Origin of the sequence: Aliiroseovarius zhejiangensis (genome assembly GCF_014656375.1) — a bacterium.
Lineage (GTDB): Bacteria > Pseudomonadota > Alphaproteobacteria > Rhodobacterales > Rhodobacteraceae > Aliiroseovarius > Aliiroseovarius zhejiangensis.
Map to the genome: position 1 here is coordinate 71,632 of NZ_BNCH01000002.1, position 17,988 is coordinate 89,619.

General features: G+C 60.4%; 17 protein-coding genes and 1 pseudogene. 9 read left to right on the forward strand and 9 right to left on the reverse strand.

Going from position 1 to position 17,988, the window contains the following annotated elements:
* Positions 1 to 31: 31 nt before the first annotated feature.
* The 8 genes from secD (at position 32) to IE188_RS05070 (ending at position 6,601) form a co-directional block, all read left to right on the forward strand.
* The gene (gene secD / locus IE188_RS05035) at positions 32 to 2,662 is read left to right on the forward strand and encodes a protein translocase subunit SecD (protein WP_191285390.1); all 2,631 of its coding nucleotides are present in this window, start codon (positions 32 to 34) and stop codon (positions 2,660 to 2,662) included.
* Positions 2,655 to 3,410 (forward strand): sulfite exporter TauE/SafE family protein, encoded by a 756-nt coding sequence (locus IE188_RS05040; protein ID WP_191285391.1) that lies wholly within the window; start codon positions 2,655 to 2,657, stop codon positions 3,408 to 3,410. Before secD ends, IE188_RS05040 begins: the two co-directional genes overlap by 8 nt.
* A gap of 20 nt (positions 3,411 to 3,430) precedes the next feature.
* Positions 3,431 to 3,784 (forward strand): Mth938-like domain-containing protein, encoded by a 354-nt coding sequence (locus IE188_RS05045; protein WP_191285392.1) that lies wholly within the window; start codon positions 3,431 to 3,433, stop codon positions 3,782 to 3,784.
* A 10-nt stretch (positions 3,785 to 3,794) separates the two neighbouring features.
* Positions 3,795 to 4,436, forward strand: coding sequence for a heme ABC exporter ATP-binding protein CcmA (ccmA, locus tag IE188_RS05050; protein WP_191285393.1), 642 nt, complete (start codon positions 3,795 to 3,797; stop codon positions 4,434 to 4,436).
* Complete coding sequence (gene ccmB / locus IE188_RS05055; RefSeq protein ID WP_191285394.1) at positions 4,433 to 5,089, forward strand: heme exporter protein CcmB; 657 nt, start codon at positions 4,433 to 4,435, stop codon at positions 5,087 to 5,089. The genes ccmA and ccmB overlap by 4 nt, the downstream gene beginning before the upstream one ends.
* Positions 5,090 to 5,156: 67 nt before the next feature.
* Entirely contained in the window at positions 5,157 to 5,891 is a 735-nt protein-coding gene (locus IE188_RS05060) for a heme ABC transporter permease (RefSeq protein ID WP_191285395.1), read from the forward strand.
* A complete protein-coding gene (ccmD, locus tag IE188_RS05065; RefSeq protein WP_191285396.1) occupies positions 5,884 to 6,039 on the forward strand; it encodes a heme exporter protein CcmD in 156 nt (51 codons plus the stop codon). Before IE188_RS05060 ends, ccmD begins: the two co-directional genes overlap by 8 nt.
* Complete coding sequence (locus IE188_RS05070) at positions 6,032 to 6,601, forward strand: DsbE family thiol:disulfide interchange protein (protein ID WP_229836520.1); 570 nt, start codon at positions 6,032 to 6,034, stop codon at positions 6,599 to 6,601. The genes ccmD and IE188_RS05070 overlap by 8 nt, the downstream gene beginning before the upstream one ends.
* A gap of 495 nt (positions 6,602 to 7,096) precedes the next feature.
* On the opposite strand, the gene IE188_RS05075 is transcribed toward IE188_RS05070, so the two are convergent.
* Both IE188_RS05075 and acnA read right to left on the reverse strand, forming a co-directional pair.
* Positions 7,097 to 7,426 (reverse strand): TM2 domain-containing protein, encoded by a 330-nt coding sequence (locus IE188_RS05075; protein ID WP_191285397.1) that lies wholly within the window; start codon positions 7,424 to 7,426, stop codon positions 7,097 to 7,099.
* A 151-nt stretch (positions 7,427 to 7,577) separates the two neighbouring features.
* A complete protein-coding gene (gene acnA, locus IE188_RS05080) occupies positions 7,578 to 10,328 on the reverse strand; it encodes an aconitate hydratase AcnA (protein WP_191285398.1) in 2,751 nt (916 codons plus the stop codon).
* A gap of 231 nt (positions 10,329 to 10,559) precedes the next feature.
* Here acnA and IE188_RS05085 point away from each other — a divergent pair, with 231 nt between their 5' ends.
* Entirely contained in the window at positions 10,560 to 11,294 is a 735-nt protein-coding gene (locus tag IE188_RS05085; RefSeq protein WP_191285399.1) for a DUF1223 domain-containing protein, read from the forward strand.
* 25 nt (positions 11,295 to 11,319) lie between these two features.
* Here IE188_RS05085 and IE188_RS05090 read toward each other — a convergent pair whose 3' ends face one another.
* The 7 genes and pseudogenes from IE188_RS05090 to IE188_RS05120 form a co-directional block, all read right to left on the reverse strand.
* Entirely contained in the window at positions 11,320 to 12,210 is an 891-nt protein-coding gene (locus IE188_RS05090) for a lysophospholipid acyltransferase family protein (RefSeq protein WP_191285400.1), read from the reverse strand.
* A gap of 126 nt (positions 12,211 to 12,336) precedes the next feature.
* Entirely contained in the window at positions 12,337 to 13,452 is a 1,116-nt protein-coding gene (locus IE188_RS05095) for a flagellar motor switch protein FliG (RefSeq protein WP_229836522.1), read from the reverse strand.
* Positions 13,453 to 13,524: 72 nt separating this feature from the next.
* On the reverse strand, positions 13,525 to 13,686 hold the full coding sequence (locus IE188_RS05100) for a hypothetical protein (protein WP_191285401.1): 162 nt from the start codon (positions 13,684 to 13,686) through the stop codon (positions 13,525 to 13,527).
* A 76-nt stretch (positions 13,687 to 13,762) separates the two neighbouring features.
* Entirely contained in the window at positions 13,763 to 15,070 is a 1,308-nt protein-coding gene (gene purB, locus IE188_RS05105) for an adenylosuccinate lyase (protein ID WP_191285402.1), read from the reverse strand.
* A 158-nt stretch (positions 15,071 to 15,228) separates the two neighbouring features.
* Positions 15,229 to 15,636 (reverse strand): annotated as a pseudogene (locus IE188_RS05110) (VOC family protein).
* The gene (locus IE188_RS05115; RefSeq protein ID WP_191285403.1) at positions 15,636 to 17,135 is read right to left on the reverse strand and encodes a replicative DNA helicase; all 1,500 of its coding nucleotides are present in this window, start codon (positions 17,133 to 17,135) and stop codon (positions 15,636 to 15,638) included. The pseudogene IE188_RS05110 and the gene IE188_RS05115 overlap by 1 nt, the downstream one beginning before the upstream one ends.
* A gap of 158 nt (positions 17,136 to 17,293) precedes the next feature.
* Positions 17,294 to 17,974: an orotate phosphoribosyltransferase gene (locus tag IE188_RS05120; RefSeq protein WP_191285404.1), complete on the reverse strand. Its 681-nt coding sequence runs from the start codon at positions 17,972 to 17,974 to the stop codon at positions 17,294 to 17,296.
* Positions 17,975 to 17,988: the final 14 nt, after the last annotated feature.

Below are 17,988 nucleotides of genomic sequence, written 5' to 3' on the forward strand. Positions count from 1 at the left end.
AATATATCAAACGCTTGTTAGGCAGGGGCTGATGCTTCAAATCGCGACTTGGAAACGTCTTGTGATCTGGGGGCTGGTGGCCCTTGGCTTGTATTTTGCGGCACCGAACGGGTTCTATACCCGGGTTGAGCAGCACAATGATGCGGTCTCGAAGATCGAGACAACGGGCACCACCGCCGAGCTTGAGGCGGATCGCTCGGCCTGGCCGGACTGGGCGCCCAATTCGCTGGTCAATCTGGGGCTGGACCTGCGTGGTGGTGCGCATCTGCTGGCCGAGGTTCAGGTCGAGGATGTATATGCCGCGCGGATGGATGCCCTGTGGCCCGAGGTGCGCGATGCGCTGCGCGACGAACGCGCTACGGTCGGCACGATCCGCCGCCAGGACAGCGCCGACGATGAGTTGCGCGTGAAGGTGTCACAGCCCGAAGGCTTGCCGCGCGCGATTGAGGTGGTGCGGTCCCTCGCGCAGCCGGTTGTCAGCCTGTCCGGTGTCGGGTCCACCGATATCGAGGTCTCCACCGGTCGCGAAGGCGAACTGGTCGTCACCCTGTCACAGGCGGAACGCGTGGCCACGGATGATCGGACCATCCAGCAAACCCTTGAAATCATTCGCCGTCGTGTGGACGAGGTGGGCACGCGCGAACCCACGATCCAGCGTCAGGGTGATGCGCGCATCCTGATTCAGGTGCCGGGGATCGGCAGTGCATCTGAACTGAAAGAAATCATCGGCAAGACCGCAAAGCTGACCTTCCATCCGGTGGTCAGCCGGTCCACCGACCCGACCACAACGCCTGGTCCGCGCAACGTGCTCTATCCGTCGCTGGACGAAGAGGGCGTGTTCTACGTGCTGGAACAGACTCCTGTCGTGACGGGTGAAGAGTTGAATGATGCGCAACCGGCCTTTGATCAGAACGGCCAGCCTGCGGTGAATTTCCGCTTCAACGTGTCGGGCGCGCGCAAGTTCTGCGATTATACCGGTGCCAATGTCGGCGCCCCCTTCGCCATCGTATTGGATCAGGAGGTGATTTCCGCCCCGCGTATCAACGAACAGATTTGCGGCGGATCCGGGATCATCACCGGGAACTTCACCATCGAGGAATCGACCAACCTGGCGGTGCTGCTGCGCGCCGGTGCGCTTCCAGCGGAACTGACCTATGTGGAAGAACGCACCATCGGCCCGGAGCTTGGGCAGGACAGCATTGATGCAGGCAAGATCGCCTCGATCGTCGCCTTTGTCGGCGTGCTGGTCTTTATGGTGGCCGCTTATGGCTGGTTTGGCCTGATCGCCAATGTGGCACTGATCCTGAACGTGGGCATGATTTTCGGCCTTCTGTCGATGATCGGGGCCACCCTGACCTTGCCCGGTATCGCCGGGATCGTCCTGACAATCGGTATGGCGGTGGATGCCAATGTGCTGGTGTTTGAGCGCATAAGGGAAGAGCTGAAATCCGGCCGTGGGCCAGCCCGCGCCATCGAGCTTGGCTATCAAAAGGCACTGTCAGCCATTCTGGACGCCAACATCACGACCTTCATCACGGCGGTGATCCTGTTCATCATGGGCTCTGGCCCGGTGCGCGGCTTCTCGGTCACGCTGGCGCTGGGGATTCTGACATCGGTGTTCACGGCGATCTATCTGACCCGGCTGATGCTGGTCATGTGGTTCGAGCGCAAGCGCCCGCGCACGCTTGAGATCAAGGGGCTTCGCCTGCGACCGAAAGCACGCGTGTTCGACTTCTTCCGCCGATCCATCGCCACCTTGGGCGCATCCGGCCTGGCGATGATCGCGTCGGTTCTTCTGTTCCTGATCGTCGGATTGAACTTCGGTATCGACTTCCGCGGTGGCACGACGATCCGCACCGAAAGCACCCAGGCCGTCGATGTGGGAGAGTATCGCGATGCGCTTTCCCCGCTGGGGCTGGGCGACATCTCGATTGCGCAGGTGTTTGACGTGAATTTCGCCGAAGATCAGCACGTGGCACAGATTCGCATCGAAGCGCAGGAAGGGCAGGAGGCGATCACGCCCGAAACCATCCAGACCATCGAAGACGCGCTGGTGCAGGTCGATCCCTCGATCACCTTCCCGAGCGTGGAAAGCGTCGGGCCGAAAGTGTCGGGTGAACTGGTGACAACGGCCATCCTTTCGGTGGTCGCTGCGCTGGCGGCGGTGCTGGTCTATATCTGGCTCAGGTTCGAATGGCAGTTCAGCCTGGGCGCGGTTATCTCGCTTGTGCATGACGTGGTGTTGACGATCGGGATATTCAGCCTGCTGGGCATCAAGTTCGACCTTGCAATCATCGCTGCCCTTCTGACCATCGTCGGCTATTCGCTGAACGACACGGTGGTGGTTTTTGACCGGGTGCGCGAGAATTTGCGCCGCTACAAGAAGATGGACCTGAAAGAGGTTCTGAACCTGTCGATCAACGAAACCCTGTCGCGCACGATGATCACGTCACTGACAACCCTGGTCGCGCTGATCGCGCTTTACGTGCTGGGGGGCGATGTGATCCGTGGCTTCGTCTTTGCGATGATCTGGGGTGTGGTCGTCGGAACCTATTCCTCGATCTTCATTGCCTCCGCAATCCTGCTGAAACTGGGCGTGAAGCGCGACTGGTCGAAGCCTGATGCCAATGCGGGCAACCAGTTTGCGGATGTAGATGCCTGATCTGCTGGCCCAGACCCTGGCGCTGCCGGGGCTGGGCTGGCTGGTCATCATTGCCTTTGTCGCCGGTCTGGTGCGTGGGTTTGCGGGCTTTGGGACGGCGCTTGTCTTTCTGCCTGTCGCCGCCCAGATCATTGATCCGGTCTGGGCAGTAACCGTTCTGATCGTGATGGATCTGGCCGGACCGGCGCCTGCTATTCCGCGCGCCCTCAAGGACGGACACCCCAAGGATTTGCTGCGACTGGTGGCGGCGACAGCACTGGCCTTGCCCTTTGGGATGGCGGTGTTGTTTGCGGTCGACTCAAACCTGTTCAAGCTGGCGGTGTCGGTGATCAGCCTGATTATGCTTGTGATCCTGATGTCCGGAAAACGATATCAGGGAAAGGTCACGCCCCCCATCGTATGGACCACCGGCGGTATCGCTGGGGTGCTTGGCGGCGCGGCTGGCATTCCCGGCCCACCTGTCATCTTGCTTTACATGGCGTCGTCCCATCCGGCGCGGGTCATCCGCGCCAACACAACCGCCTATCTCTTTTTCTTCGACGCGATGATGTTGATCGGTTTTGCTTTTGTCGGAAGACTTGCAGGCTTGCCGCTGTTCCTCGGGCTTCTGGTCATGGTGCCAAACCTGATGGGCAATCTTGTGGGTGGAGCAGTCTTTAATCCCAGATACGAATCCCTCTATCGTTATGTGGCCTATCTGATCATCGCGGCCTCCAGCCTATCCGGGCTTTTCGCCGCCGTATTCTGACCCAACCGGAAGGACCCGATATGCAGTTTCACGAAGTCACCTATGACAGCGCCCAGCCGGTCGACAGCTATGGCCCCGGCTTCTTTCGCGTGGCGGGCGAGGTGATCCACGGCGCCGTCCTTGTGACCGAGGATGCAGCAATCAGTTGGGAGGGTCCCGAGGATATGGCGCCACTCTTGGCATTGGCGGGCAAGATCGACGTGTTGTTTTATGGCACGGGCGCCGATCCGGCCCATCCACCCGCCGCCCTTCGCGAAGCAATGGAAGAGGCAGGCATCGGGGTCGAGGCGATGGCATCTGCGCCAGCCTGCCGCACCTATAATGTGCTGATCGCAGAGGGACGGCGCATTGCGCTGGCCGCCCTTCCGGTCTAAGGCTTCTGGCATGGAAATGAAGGTTGAAAACCTGTCCGTCGCGCGTGGCGGTGTGCCGGTTCTGGAAGGTGTGAATTTCACCCTTTCTGCCGGGCATGTGCTGATTCTGCGTGGGCCGAACGGGTCGGGCAAAACCACGCTTCTGCGGACGCTCGCCGGGTTGCAGCCTCCCATTGCGGGGCAGGTATCGGCAGACCCGGAACACATCACCTATGGCGCACATGCCGACGGGTTGAAAGCCACCCTGACGGTCGAGGAAAACCTGCGCTTCTGGGCGTCGGTGCACGGGATCGGCCGTATTGACGCTGCCGTCGAGGGGTTCAACCTGACCGGTCTGACCCATCGTCCGGCGGGCAACCTGTCAGCTGGTCAGAAACGTCGCCTGGGACTGGCGCGGCTTCTGGTCACCGGGCGGCCGATCTGGCTGCTGGACGAACCGACCGTGTCGCTAGACGCAGCCTCGGTCGGCCTGTTTGCCGACGCCGTGCGCGCCCATGTGGCGGGCGGGGGCGCGGCCCTGATCGCGACCCATATCGATCTGGGTTTAAAGGCGGATACGTTTGACATCGGACCGTTCCGCGCCAACGGTGAACGCGCGACATCCTCTCAACAACGCGACCGCTACGCAGACTTTGACGAGGCGTTTTCATGATTGCGCTGCTGGTTCGCGACATGCGCTTGGCAATCCGCGCCGGCGGCGGGTTTGGCCTGGGTCTGGCCTTTTTCCTGATCGTCTCGACCCTCGTGCCCTTTGGCGTCGGACCCGAGGCCGCGATCCTGTCCCGTATCGCGCCAGGCATCTTGTGGGTGGGCGCCCTGCTGGCCTGCCTTCTGTCGCTGGATCGCATTTTCCAGTTGGATTTCGAGGATGGGTCGCTGGACCTTCTGGCCACCGCCCCGATCCCGATGGAGGGAACCGTGGCGATCAAGGCGCTTGCGCATTGGCTTGTCACCGGTTTGCCACTGACACTGGCTGCGCCCGCCTTCGGAGCGCTGATGAACCTGCAATCGCCGGGGCATTATTGGATCTTCGTCACTTTGTTGATCGGCACGCCCGCGCTGTCGATGATCGGTGCCTTTGGTGCGGCGCTAACCGTGGGGCTGAAGCGGGGCGGGCTTCTGTTGTCCTTGCTGGTCCTGCCGCTCTACATTCCAACGCTGATCTTCGGGGCCGAGGCCGCGACGCGCGGCACCGCCGGGTTGTCGGCGCTGACGCCGCTTCTGATGATGGCGGGCATTACGGCCGGATCAATCGCGCTTTTGCCCTTCGCCGCCGCCGCCGCACTGCGGATCAATCTGAGATAGGTCAAGTCGCCGTGAGTTGAGACCCACTATGCTTGCGCAAATCACAGCCACCGAATAGAGGAAGCAAATGTCACTTTGGGAATTCGCAAACCCGGTCAAGTTCATGGCGCTCAGCGGCAAGGTTTTGCCCTGGGTCGTCGGACTGACCGTGTTGACGCTGGTGCCGGGCATGATCTGGGGCTTCTTCTTCACGCCCGAGGCCGCCAATTTCGGAAATTCGGTCAAGATCATCTATATCCATGTGCCGTCGGCAATGATGGCAATCAACATCTGGGTGATGATGCTGGTCACGTCGCTGATCTGGATCGTGCGCCGCCACCACGTGTCGGTGCGCGCGGCCAAGGCAGCGGCGCTGATTGGCGTCACCATGACGGTGATTGCCCTGATCACCGGTGCGATCTGGGGCGAACCGATGTGGGGCACCTATTGGGCCTGGGATCCGCGCCTGACCAGTTTCCTGATCCTGTTTCTGTTCTATCTCGGCTATATGGCGCTGTGGGCAGCGATCGAGAACCCGGATACCGCGGCCGACCTAACCTCGGTCCTGTGTATCGTGGGGTCGGTCTTTGCGCTGCTCAGCCGCTATGCGGTAAACTTCTGGAACCAGGGCCTGCATCAGGGCGCGTCGCTGTCGATGGACAAGGAAGAGCATGTGGCGGATGTCTATTACCTGCCGCTGCTTCTGTGCATCGCAGGGTTCATCCTGTTGTTTGTCGCCCTTGTGCTGATCCGCACCCGGACCGAGCTGCGCCTTGTGCGTCTGCACCGGCTGGAGATTCGCGAAAGGATGAAAGATGTTTGATCTGGGGAAATATGCAGATGCGATTCTGTCCTCGTGGGGGATCACTCTCGCGCTTTTGATCGCTCTGGTCCTTGTCACCTGGCGCCGTTCGGTCCAAGTGAAGAAGGCACTTCATGCAGCTGAACAAAGGGCGTCAAAAAATGTCTGACAATGACGTGGTAACGGAAAAGAAAAAAGGCATCTCGTGGCTGATGCTGTTGCCGCCGATCCTGTTCGTTGCACTGGCGGCGATGTTTCTGTGGGGCATGAAGCAGGAAGACCGCAACACGCTGCCCTCAACCCGAGAGGGCGGTATGGTGCCGGCGTTGCAAGTGACCGCGTTCGAAGGGGCTGACGGGTTCACCCATGACGACCTGACCACGGGTGGCGTGAAGCTGGTGAATTTCTGGGCCAGCTGGTGTGCGCCCTGCCGTGCCGAACACCCGCAGTTAGAGACGCTGGCCAAAGAGGGCGTTGTGATCAACGGGATCAACTACAAGGACGATCCGGCCAATGCGCGCCGTTTTCTTGCACAACTTGGCGATCCCTATTCCGCGTTGATGGCCGACAATGACGGGCGCACGGGGTTGGAATGGGGGCTGTATGGTGTGCCGGAAACCTTCATCATCTCTGCCGATGGGACGGTTGTGAAACGCTTTGCCGGGCCGATCACCGAAAGCATCCTGGAAAGCGTGATCCGACCGGCAATCGCGGACGCCGCAAGCCGCTAGAGCATTATACGAAATACCCAGAACTGGCGATTTCAGGAAACGCGCGCGACCCATCCATGTCGTGCGCGTGTCGCAGCGATCTGATGTCACAGGTTAAAGGCGACACGCTTCAACCGGCGGCGTTCAACATCAGGATAAACGCGCCAAAAGCCAGGGTTTCCAGAAGCGGAAGCGGGACTTGGCGCAAGAGATTAAGCATGATTGACCTGTCCAATAGCGATCTAAAATTCGTTTCAAACTGGCCAGAGAAAATTTCCGACCTTGCCGGGTGGTAACACTCCCGAGAACGGGACAGCAAAGTTTCCCGACACGATCTACAAGTTACGTCCGGGAAAGATTAACGCCGTTCTCCGATTCCCGCTGTGCTTCTGGTCACATCTGCCGTCACCGGCGAAAACCCGCCCAGCAGGTTCCGGCTTGAACGAAAAAACGCGCCCATTCGCGGGCGCGTTTACATTCGTGTCTTCTGGTCAGGTCCGGGGAATGGTGCTCCCGCTAGTGGCTCATCACGCCAAGTTCGTTCGAAATCTGAACGCGTTTCTGCTTGGCGTCCGTCTCGATCATTCCGGGAATCAGGAAGGCATCAACCAAGAGCCAAATGCCCAGAGCGATCAGGAAAGCAAACCCGACAACGAAAGCGACGGTCAGCCAACCCAGGACAAACAAGATGATCTGACCGACTGCGCTTCCGGTCTTTCCAAGGTAAAAACGGTGTGCACCAAATCCACCCAGAAAGCCCCAAAGCAAATAGGCGACAACAATGGATTTCTTGTCATTGGCAAGGCGTTGTTCAACGAGCATTTGCTGCTCAGTGGTAAGAGTCATCTTTGTTCCTCATCTACTAATACTCACAAGGTGATACACCAAAAACGCGAGTAGGTGAGGGCGAAAAATCGTTATAAATGTGTTATTTTGAAGAATGTACGTTCTCGCAGGCGACCGCTGGGCCGCCTGCTGAAGTAGGCTCAGAGAACCCTTACGACTTGGCCAGGTTGCGCAGCACGTAGTGCAGCACGCCACCGTTTTCGACGTATTCAATCTCGACTTCCGTGTCGATCCGGCATTTCAGCTCGATTTCTTTAACGGTGCCGTCGGCATAGGTGATTTCGCACGGAACGTTCGACAGCGGTTTCAGATCACCCGCCAGGCCCTTGATCGACACGGTCTCATCCCCGGTCAGGCCCAGTGTCTTGCGGGTGTCACCGCCGGTGAATTCGAACGGGATCACGCCCATGCCAACCAGGTTCGACCGGTGGATACGTTCAAACGATTCGGCGATCACGGCCTTGACGCCCAAGAGGCTGGTGCCTTTGGCCGCCCAGTCACGTGACGACCCCGCGCCATATTGTTCGCCGCCAAAGACGACCAGCGGGGTGCCGGCTTCCTGATAGGCCATCGAGGCGTCATAGATCGACGTCTGCTTGCCATCGGGGCCTTTGGTGTAGCCGCCTTCGACGCCTTCCAGCATCTCGTTCTTGATGCGAATGTTGGCAAACGTGCCGCGCATCATGATCTCGTGGTTGCCGCGGCGCGAACCGTAGGAGTTGAACTCGCGCGGGGCGACCTGGCGTTCGGTCAGATACTGACCGGCAGGCGAAGTTACCGGGAACGAGCCGGCGGGCGAAATGTGGTCGGTGGTGATCATGTCACCCAGAACCGCCAGCACCTTCGCGCCTTCGATGTCCGAGATCACGCCTGCATCCTTGGACATGCCCTGGAAATAGGGCGGGTTCTGGATATAGGTCGACGACGCGGGCCAGTCATAGGTTTCGGCGTCCGTCGTTTCGACCGATTGCCACTTCTCGTCGCCCTTGAACACGTCAGCATATTTCGACTGGAACGCGTCGCGGGTGACGGTTTGCTCCACCAGTTCCGCAACTTCTTGCGTGGTGGGCCAGATGTCTTTCAGATAGACATCGTTGCCGTCCTTGTCCTGTGCAATAGGGTCGTTGACCATATCGATGTTCATGTCACCGGCCAGCGCATAGGCGACGACCAGCGGCGGCGATGCCAGATAGTTGGCGCGCACATCCGGCGAAATCCGCCCTTCGAAGTTGCGGTTGCCCGACAGGACCGAGGTTGCGATCAGGTCGTTTTCGGCAATCGCTTCGGACAGTTCTTTCTGGATCGGGCCAGAGTTGCCGATACAGGTGGTGCAGCCATAACCGACAAGGTTGAAGCCGACGGCGTCCAGATCTTCTTGCAGGCCAGCAGCCTCAAGATAGGCGGATACGACCTGCGAACCGGGGGCAAGCGAGGTTTTCACCCACGGCTTGCGGTTCAGACCCAGCGCGCGGGCCTTGCGCGCCACAAGGCCGGCGCCGATCATCACATAGGGGTTCGACGTGTTGGTGCAGGAGGTGATCGAGGCGATCACCACCGACCCGTCACGGATCTTGTAATCCTCACCTTCCACAGCGGCCGTTTTGCGTGGGTCGGCGGGGGCTTTCGGAGCAGGACCCTCGGCTGCCATTTCGGCGGCGGCGGGTTCATCGTCAATGCCACGATACTCGTTCACCACGTCCAGAAAGGCTTTCGACGCCTGATCCAGCGGGGTGTAATCCTGCGGACGTTTCGGGCCGGAAATGGCAGGCACGATGGTGCCCATGTCCAACGACAGCGTGTCGGTATAGATCGGGGCATAATCCGCGTCGCGCCAGAAGCCGTTTTCCTTGGCATAGGCTTCGACCAGCGCAATGCGGTCCTCGTCGCGACCGGTGGTGCGCAGGTAGCGCAGGGTTTCATTGTCGATCGGGAAGAAGCCACAGGTGGCGCCGTATTCCGGTGCCATGTTGGCGATCGTGGCCCGGTCGGCCAGCGGCAGACGGTCCAGACCTTCGCCATAGAATTCGACGAACTTGCCGACCACGCCTTTTTCGCGCAGCATTTCGACCACTTTCAGCACAAGGTCGGTGCCCGTGGTGCCTTCGACCATTTCGCCGGTCAGCTCGAAACCGACGACCTCGGGAATCAGCATTGAAATCGGTTGGCCCAGCATCGCGGCTTCGGCCTCGATCCCACCGACACCCCAGCCCAGAACGGCCAGGCCGTTGACCATGGTGGTGTGGCTGTCGGTGCCGACCAGCGTGTCGGGGTAAGCAACCTGCTCGCCGTTCTGATCCTCGTCTGTCCAGACGGTCTGGGCCAGATATTCCAGGTTCACCTGGTGACAGATGCCGGTGCCGGGGGGGACAACGCGGAAGTTGTTGAACGCCGACTGTCCCCATTTCAGGAAGGTGTAACGCTCAAGGTTGCGTTCATATTCGCGGTCGACGTTCATCTGGAACGCGCGCGGATTGCCAAATTCGTCGATCATGACCGAGTGGTCGATGACCAGATCAACCGGGTTCAGCGGGTTGATCATCTGGGCGTCGCCCCCCAGCGCCTTGATGCCATCGCGCATTGCGGCAAGGTCAACCACAGCGGGAACGCCAGTGAAGTCCTGCATCAGAACGCGGGCCGGTCGATAGGCGATCTCACGCGGGTTCTTGCCGCCCTTGTCGGCCCATTCGCTGAACGCCTTGATGTCGTCCACGCTGACCGTGCGGCCGCCATCTTCAAACCGCAGCATGTTTTCCAGCACAACCTTCAGCGCGGCGGGCAGGCGCGAGAAGTTTCCAAGGCCGGCGGCCTCGGCAGCGGGGATCGAGTAATAGGCGACGGATGCACCACCTGCCGTCAGCGACTTGCGCGTCTTGGCGGTGTCTGAACCTACGATAATGGTCATGGATTGGCTCCCTTTTAGGTCAGGATACAGGGTTGGGCTGGCTTGCATTTGCCCTGAAAACGAGGGGCGGCGCAAGGGGATTCCGGGGTTTTGTATACGATTGCACACCAGAAATCGACCCCCTTCCGCCTTGAACGGCGAAAACTGTAACAAACCCCTCGCAAAACCTTGATTGGCGACACCCCAAGCGGCGCGTTATCTAGGGAAAGAGCCCAACGGAAAAGAATGTTGATGAGAGCAGCCCTTCCCCTGATCCTGTTATGCGCCGTTTGGTTTGGTGCCGTTCCCGCCACCGCTGATGAGCGCCCGGTCACTGTGGTCGAGCTGTTCACCTCTCAAGGGTGTTCGTCCTGCCCGCCCGCAGACGCGTTGCTGGGCAAGCTGGGCGAGTACGAGGAAATCCTGCCACTGGCGCTGCATGTCGATTACTGGGATTACATCGGCTGGAAGGACACGTTTGCCCGGGCGGCGCATACCAAGCGGCAAAAGGCCTATGCCTACAGCTTTGGCACAAGATCCATCTATACCCCCCAGATGGTGATAGGCGGGGTCGATCAGGCGGTTGGCAGTCACGCGGTCGAAGTGATGGACGTGATTCATCGGCACAAGGCCAAGCCGCAGCGCGTCGCGATCCGGACGACGCAAGCCACGGATGGGGTGGCGCGCATCAGGATCGAACGTATGACGCATCGCGATCTTCCGGCCGAGATGCTGGTTCAGATCGTGCGATTTGTGCCGCGGGCGAAAGTAGATATCAGCCGGGGCGAGAATGCCGGGCTGTCGATCACATCCACAAATGTCGTCACGGATATTCAGGGCTTTGGCGTCTGGAACGGGATGGACGCTGCCGAGTTCGACCTGCCCAATCCCATCGCCCCCGAGGGGCAGGCGGCGGCCATCATCCTGCAGGCGGCGCGCAAAGGCGGGTATCCCGGCGAGATCCTGGCCGCGATCAAACTGGACTGACCCTGACTGCGCGGCGTGTTTTGCCCTAGGTGCCTGTGTCGTCGTCGGGCAATTGCCAGCGGTTATGGATCCACAGGAACTGGTCCATGTTCTGGCGCACGCGGGCCTCGAACCGATCGTTGAATTCCTGCATCATGGTCTCGGCGTCGCTGTGGGCGATCGGCTCTTCCACCACAACGTCGAAATCCAGACCGTTTTCCTTGCGGATGGCAAAGACCGGGATGAACAACGTGTCGTATTTCAGCGCCATTTCCGCCACTGCCAGCGTGGTCATCGCGGGTTGACCAAAAAAGCTGAGCTTTTCGCCCTGATCTTCGCGCTGGTCCAGAAGGATCGCCAGAAGCCCGCCCTTGCGCAAGTGTTTGACCATCTCGGCCATGCCGCGACGGGATTGTTCAAAAGCCTTGCCTTCGAACCCTTCCATTCGGGCCTTGTAGCTTTCGTTGAAATAGGCGTTGGACATCGGACGATACAGCGCGCCGGTATTGAACCCCGCCTGGATGGTCACCGCGCGCGCGGCGTCATAATTGCCGAAATGCCCGGAAATCGCGATGATCGGCCGCCCTTCGGCCTTGGCCTGTTCCAGCGCGGCCAATCCGGGGCCGGACAGTCTGGTGTCCGTCAGGCGGTCATAGAAGGTTTTGCCGGACCACATTTCGGCCAGGAAACGACCGGCATTGGTCAGGACGGCGCGCACCATCTGATCGACTTGCGCGGGTGGCATATCCGGGCAGGCCAGAGCCAGATTGTTGCGGATGCGCTTGTCATAGCCGGCAATCGGGCCGACCACATGCGCCGCCAGCCAGCCCACAGCGGGCAGACGCCAGCGATAGGGCAAAAGGCGCGGCAGGTTCAGAACGGCGGACAGTGCCAAATGCGTCAGATAAGGGCCAATCCCCCGTTTTTCTTGCACCATTCTGCCTGTCTCCTGGGGCGCGGCGTCGTGGATGCGCGCGCGCGGGGTCTATCCGGGCTCAGACATACAAGCGGGGACGCAGGCTCGCAAGCACTTGCAACTTTGATGCGCGCAAGAGGTGGCCGGTCAGTCGTCATCATCATCGGGGATCAGGGCGATTTCCTGAGCAGCCTCAAGGGCGCGGATCTGCGCCACGATGGCAGACATCGCCGCCTCGCCGTCCTTGGGCTTCACCGGACCACGTTCCGCCATTTCCTCGCGGATTTGTTCGGACATGCGTTTGGAAATGGCGCCAAGGATGAAATCGGCGACTGTTACCAGATCGTCCGTGGCCGCCACCAGCGCCGTGACCAGCACCGCCTGATCCACATCCCGCGTGATTTTCGGGACATCGGTTGGTGTGATCCGCGCGGGGATGTCGGCGAATGTGAAGATCGCCTTGCGCACCGCCGTGGCAAAAGCAGTGTCATCCTGATCCAACCCGTCCAGCACATCGTCGCGCGTTGCTGCGGGCGAGGCATTCAGGATCGCGCCCACCCGTTCGACCGGTCCGTCATCAAAGGCCCGGGGCGGGCGCGCGCCCAGTTGATCGGCCAGGGACCGGCCGATCCGTTCCACCACATCCGGTGCAATCGCACCGGTTTGCGACACGGCATAAGCCACCTTGCGCGCGCGCGGTCCGGGCAGTTGCCCCAGCAGATCGGCCGCGACCGAGACTTTCAGTTTTGACAGCAGCACCGCCGCGATTTCCGTGCTTTCCGTTTCCAGAACCTCCAGCAAAAGCGCCGGATCCAGCGCCGCGATTGTGGCCCACGGGTCGCCGGTCAGCCGGACACCGGCCATTTTGCGCATCCGCGCTGCGGTTGACGGGCTGATCGCGCCATCCAGGATCGACAGGGTGGTTTCAATATCCCCGGGGAAGGCAAGGCCGATATCCTCGATCTCGTGCACAAATTCCTCGATCACCGATTTCAGGGTGGCGCGGTCGACATAGCGCAGGTCCGACATCTGGCGGATCAGCTCGGCTTGCAGCGACTCGGGCAGGTCCTGCAAGGACAGAACGGCCCCCTCCGCCAGCAATAGACGCACAATGATTGCGGCCTTCTGCTTGCGTGTCAAAATCCGCGTGACCGCCGCGGCGCGACCGGGCGGAGCCATGTCTTTCGAGGAAACAAAGTCAGTAGACGACAACGCCGCCTTCATCGGCACGATGTCGGTTTGGTCGGTATCCAATGCGGTCAACGCGCGGCCTCTTCTTCTGGTTTGTGCCAGATTGCCACGGTCGGGTTAAGGCGGGCTTACCGCCACCGCGATTTAGCTGGATACAGCGTCAACGCAGGATTGCGTGGCGTCGTCCCAGGTTTGACCTGCGTCACAGCTTGCCACCGTGTGCTTGCCCCGTTCGCAGCCCATCGCAACGGACAGTGTCGGCAATACGGTCAGCACAAGTGCGCAGAGTAGGGTCTTGAATTGCATTGGGGCCTCCTTTCGGACGCCCCATGATAGCATGAAACAGTGCGTTTCCCAAATTGCTTCGCGCGTTCACATTCTGTCAGCTATCGCCGAACACGCGTTTGAAGATCGTATCGACATGCTTGGTGTGATAGCCCATGTCGAATTTCTCGTTGATCGCCTCCACGCCAAGCGCGTCGACCACGGCTTCGTCGGCCAACAGCAACTCGCGGAAATCAAGGCGTTCTTCCCAGACTTTGAGCGCATTGCGCTGCACCATGGCGTAGGCGTCTTCGCGGCTGACGCCAGCCTGCGTCAGGGCCAGCAACACACGCTGCGACATGACGAGGCCGGGGAACTTGTTCATGTTGTCCAGCATGTTGTCGGGGAAGATCAGCATTTTGTCGATGACGCCGGCCAGACGGTGCAAGGCAAAGTCCAGCGTGACGGTTGCATCCGGGCCGATGCCGCGTTCGACCGAGGAATGCGAGATGTCGCGCTCATGCCACAGCGCCACGTTCTCCATCGCCGGGATCACGGTCATGCGGACCAGACGGGCCAGGCCAGTCAGGTTCTCGGTCAGCACAGGGTTTTTCTTGTGCGGCATGGCGGACGAGCCCTTTTGACCCATCGAGAAGAACTCGGCCCCTTCCAGAACCTCGGTGCGCTGCATGTGGCGGATTTCGACGGCGATGTTTTCGATCGACGAGGCGATGACGCCCAATGTGGCGAAGAACATGGCATGGCGGTCACGCGGGATGACCTGCGTCGAGATCGGCTCGGGCCGCAGGCCCAGCTTCTCGCAGACATGTTCTTCGACAGCAGGGTCGATATTGGCGAAGGTGCCAACGGCGCCGGAAATCGCGCCGGTCGCCACTTCCCAGCGGGCTTTTTCAAGACGGTTCTTGTTGCGGTCCATTTCGGCATAAAAACGCGCGAAGGTCAGGCCCATGGTGGTGGGTTCGGCGTGGATGCCGTGGCTGCGGCCCACGCGTACGGTGTCTTTGTGTTCAAAGGCGCGTTTCTTCAGGGCGGCCAGGACCTTGTCCATGCCCACCAGCAGCAGGTCGGCGGCGCGGACCAGTTGCACGTTCAGGCAGGTGTCAAGCACGTCGGACGAGGTCATGCCCTGATGCACGAAGCGGGCTTCTTCCGATCCCACGTGTTCAGCCAAGTGGGTCAGGAAGGCGATGACGTCGTGCTTGGTGACGGCTTCGATCTCGTCAATCCGCGCCACGTCAAACTCCACGTCCTTTGCTTTCCAGACCGCATCCGCATTTTCGCGCGGGATGACACCCAGATCGGCCATCGCATCGCAGGCATGGGCTTCGATCTCGTACCAGATCTTGAACTTGGTTTCGGGGGACCAGATGGCGACCATGTCGGGGCGGGCATAGCGTGGGATCATGCGGACAGGCTTTCCTGAATTGGTGGCAGTCGCCGCTTTCATAGACTGCTGCGCCGCAGCGAACAAGAGAAGGCTTTGGGGCGGGAAGGGGCCTTGCCCCTCTTGCCCCCGATGGGGGCAATTCACCCCAGGATATTTGAAGCCAGAAGAAGCATGGGTCAGTCGTGGAGGCGCACAGGTTTTTCTGGATGCGCGCGATAATGTTCCAGGCGGGTGTCGAGGGTGCCCTGGTGCAGTTCCAGCTTGTGGCCGTCCGGGTCGAGGAAATAGACCGATGCGCCTTCGGATGTGTTGTTCTGCCAAAGTCGGGCTGTCTGGCGGATCCGGGTGGCGAGGGTGGGAAAATCGGCGGGAACGCAGGACAGGGCGATGTGGGAATAGTCGGTGCGCGGTGCGATGGGGTGCGCGGACAGGGTCAGGCAGAGCCAGAGTGCGCCCAGTTCGAGATAAGCCCCGCTGTCCCATTACGCACGCAATCGCCCGCCCAGAAGGTCAGTATAGAAGGTAATCGCGCGCGGCAGATCCGTGACCGCAAGGGTGATGTGGTTCACGCCGGTGACGGTCATCAGAAGCCGCCGTCGGACCCTTGCTGCCATTTCTGGACGAGGTTGCCAAAGCGGGTGAACTGCGCTTCGAAGGACAGCTCGACCGTGCCGATCGGGCCGTGGCGCTGTTTGCCGATGATCACCTCGGCCTTGCCGTGCAGGTTCGACATTTCGTCCTGCCACGCCGCCATCTTGTCCAACTCGTGATCACCGGGTTTTTCGCGCTCCTTATAGTATTCTTCACGGAACACGAACATGACCACATCGGCGTCCTGCTCGATCGAGCCGCTTTCGCGCAAGTCCGACAATTGCGGGCGCTTGTCGTCGCGGCTTTCCACCTGACGGCTGAGCTGCGACAGGGCGATGACGGGGATGTTCAACTCCTTGGCGATGGCCTTCATGCCCATCGAAATCTCGGCAATCTCGTTCACGCGGTTGTCCGCCGTGCCGCGGCAGAGTTGCAGATAGTCGATGATCAGAAGGTCCAGCCCGTGGGTCCGTTTCAGGCGCCGGGCGCGGGCGGCCAACTGGCTGATCGGCAGCGCGGGCGTGTCGTCGATGAAAAGCGGGCAGCTTTCCAGTTCCTTGGCAGCGTTGACGAAGCGGCGAAACTCGCCTTCATCCATGTCGCCTTGTCGGATCTTGTGGGACGAGATTTCGGACGCCTCGGCCAGGATACGACCGGCAAGCTGTTCGGCGGACATTTCAAGCGAGAAGAACCCGACGACACCGCCGTCAATCGCGCCTTCGGTCCCGTCAGGCCGGGTGCCTTTCTTGTAGGCCTTGGCCACGTTGAACGCGATGTTGGTCGCCAGCGAGGTTTTCCCCATCGACGGGCGACCCGCAAGGATCAGAAGGTCGGACGGGTGCAGCCCGCCCAGCTTGGTGTCAAGATCGGCAAGGCCGGTCGACACACCGGCAAGACCGCCTTCACGTTGATAGGCGGCGTTGGCCACTTGAACAGCGTCGGTTACGGCCTTGAGAAAGCTCTGAAACCCGGTGTCGGTCTGGCCCGCTTCGCCCAGTTTGTAAAGCGCCTGCTCGGCCTCAACGATCTGCTCCTTGGGCTCGGACGAAATGTCGACCTTCTGCGCCTTGGTCGAGATGTCCTGACCCAGTTGGATCAACTGGCGCCGGATCGCCAGGTCATAGATCATCTGTGCATAGTCACGCGCCGCGAAGCTTGAGATCGCCGCGCCCGCCAGCCGCGCCAGATAGGCGGGGCCGCCGAGTTCCTTCAGCCCTTCATCATCCTCCATGAATGCTTTCAGCGTCACGGGGCTGGCCAGCGCGTTCTTGGAAATGCGGCTGGCAGCGATTTCCCAGATACGCGCGTGCACGGGTTCATAGAAATGACCGGCATTGATGATCGAGGCGACCCGGTCATAGACGTCGTTGTTGGTCAGGATCGCGCCCAGAAGCTGCTGTTCGGCTTCGATGTGATGCGGCAGGGCATCCTGCACATCATTGCCCGCGCCCGTCGTGTTTGCGCCCTGAGGAATACTGCTGATCTCGTTCATCACTGCCTGCCCCTTTTGCGGGGATGTTTAGCGCCTTGGGGTGGCCCAAGGCAAAATGTATGTTTTTGTGACTATCGTGTGGATAAGTCGAAAACACGCGGGATCCTACCAGATTTGGTGGGATCCCGCAAAATGGTACCTATAGGTGGTGGAGTGCGTCAGCCGTTCATGCGTGCTTTTTGCCAGGCGCGCGGGTCTTTCAGAAAGCGTTCTACCTCGTCCAGGGTCTCGGTCGAAAACACGCCCTGGGCCTTGGCTTCGGCCAGCACATCCCACCAGGTGCATAGGTGGATCAGTTGAACGCCATGATCGGACAGGGTTTTTTCCGTCTCGGGGAAAATGTCGTAGTAAAAGATCACAGCGGTGGCCGCGCAGGTCGCCCCGGTGTCGCGAATCGCATCGACGAAGCTGAGCTTGGATCCGCCATCGGTGGTCAGATCCTCGACCAGCAGCACACGCTGCCCCTCGGACATTGCGCCCTCAATCCGTGCGTTGCGACCGTAGCCCTTTGGCTTTTTCCGCACATAGGTCATGGGCAGGGCCAGGCGCTCTGCCACCATCGCGGCAAAGGGGATGCCGGCCGTTTCGCCGCCCGCGATGTTGTCGAAGGCTTCAAACCCGGCTTCGCGCATGATCTCGACCGCCATGAAATCCATCAGGGTCGAGCGGATGCGCGGGAAGCTGATCAGCTTACGGCAGTCGATATAGGACGGGCTGGGCAGACCCGAAGCCAGCGTATACGGCTCGTCCGTATTGAAGTTCACGGCCTCGATTTCCAGCAGCATCCGCGCGGTCAGGCGGGCAATCTCATCCTTGGTGGGGAAGGTCGAAGGGATCATGGGCAGCGTCCTTG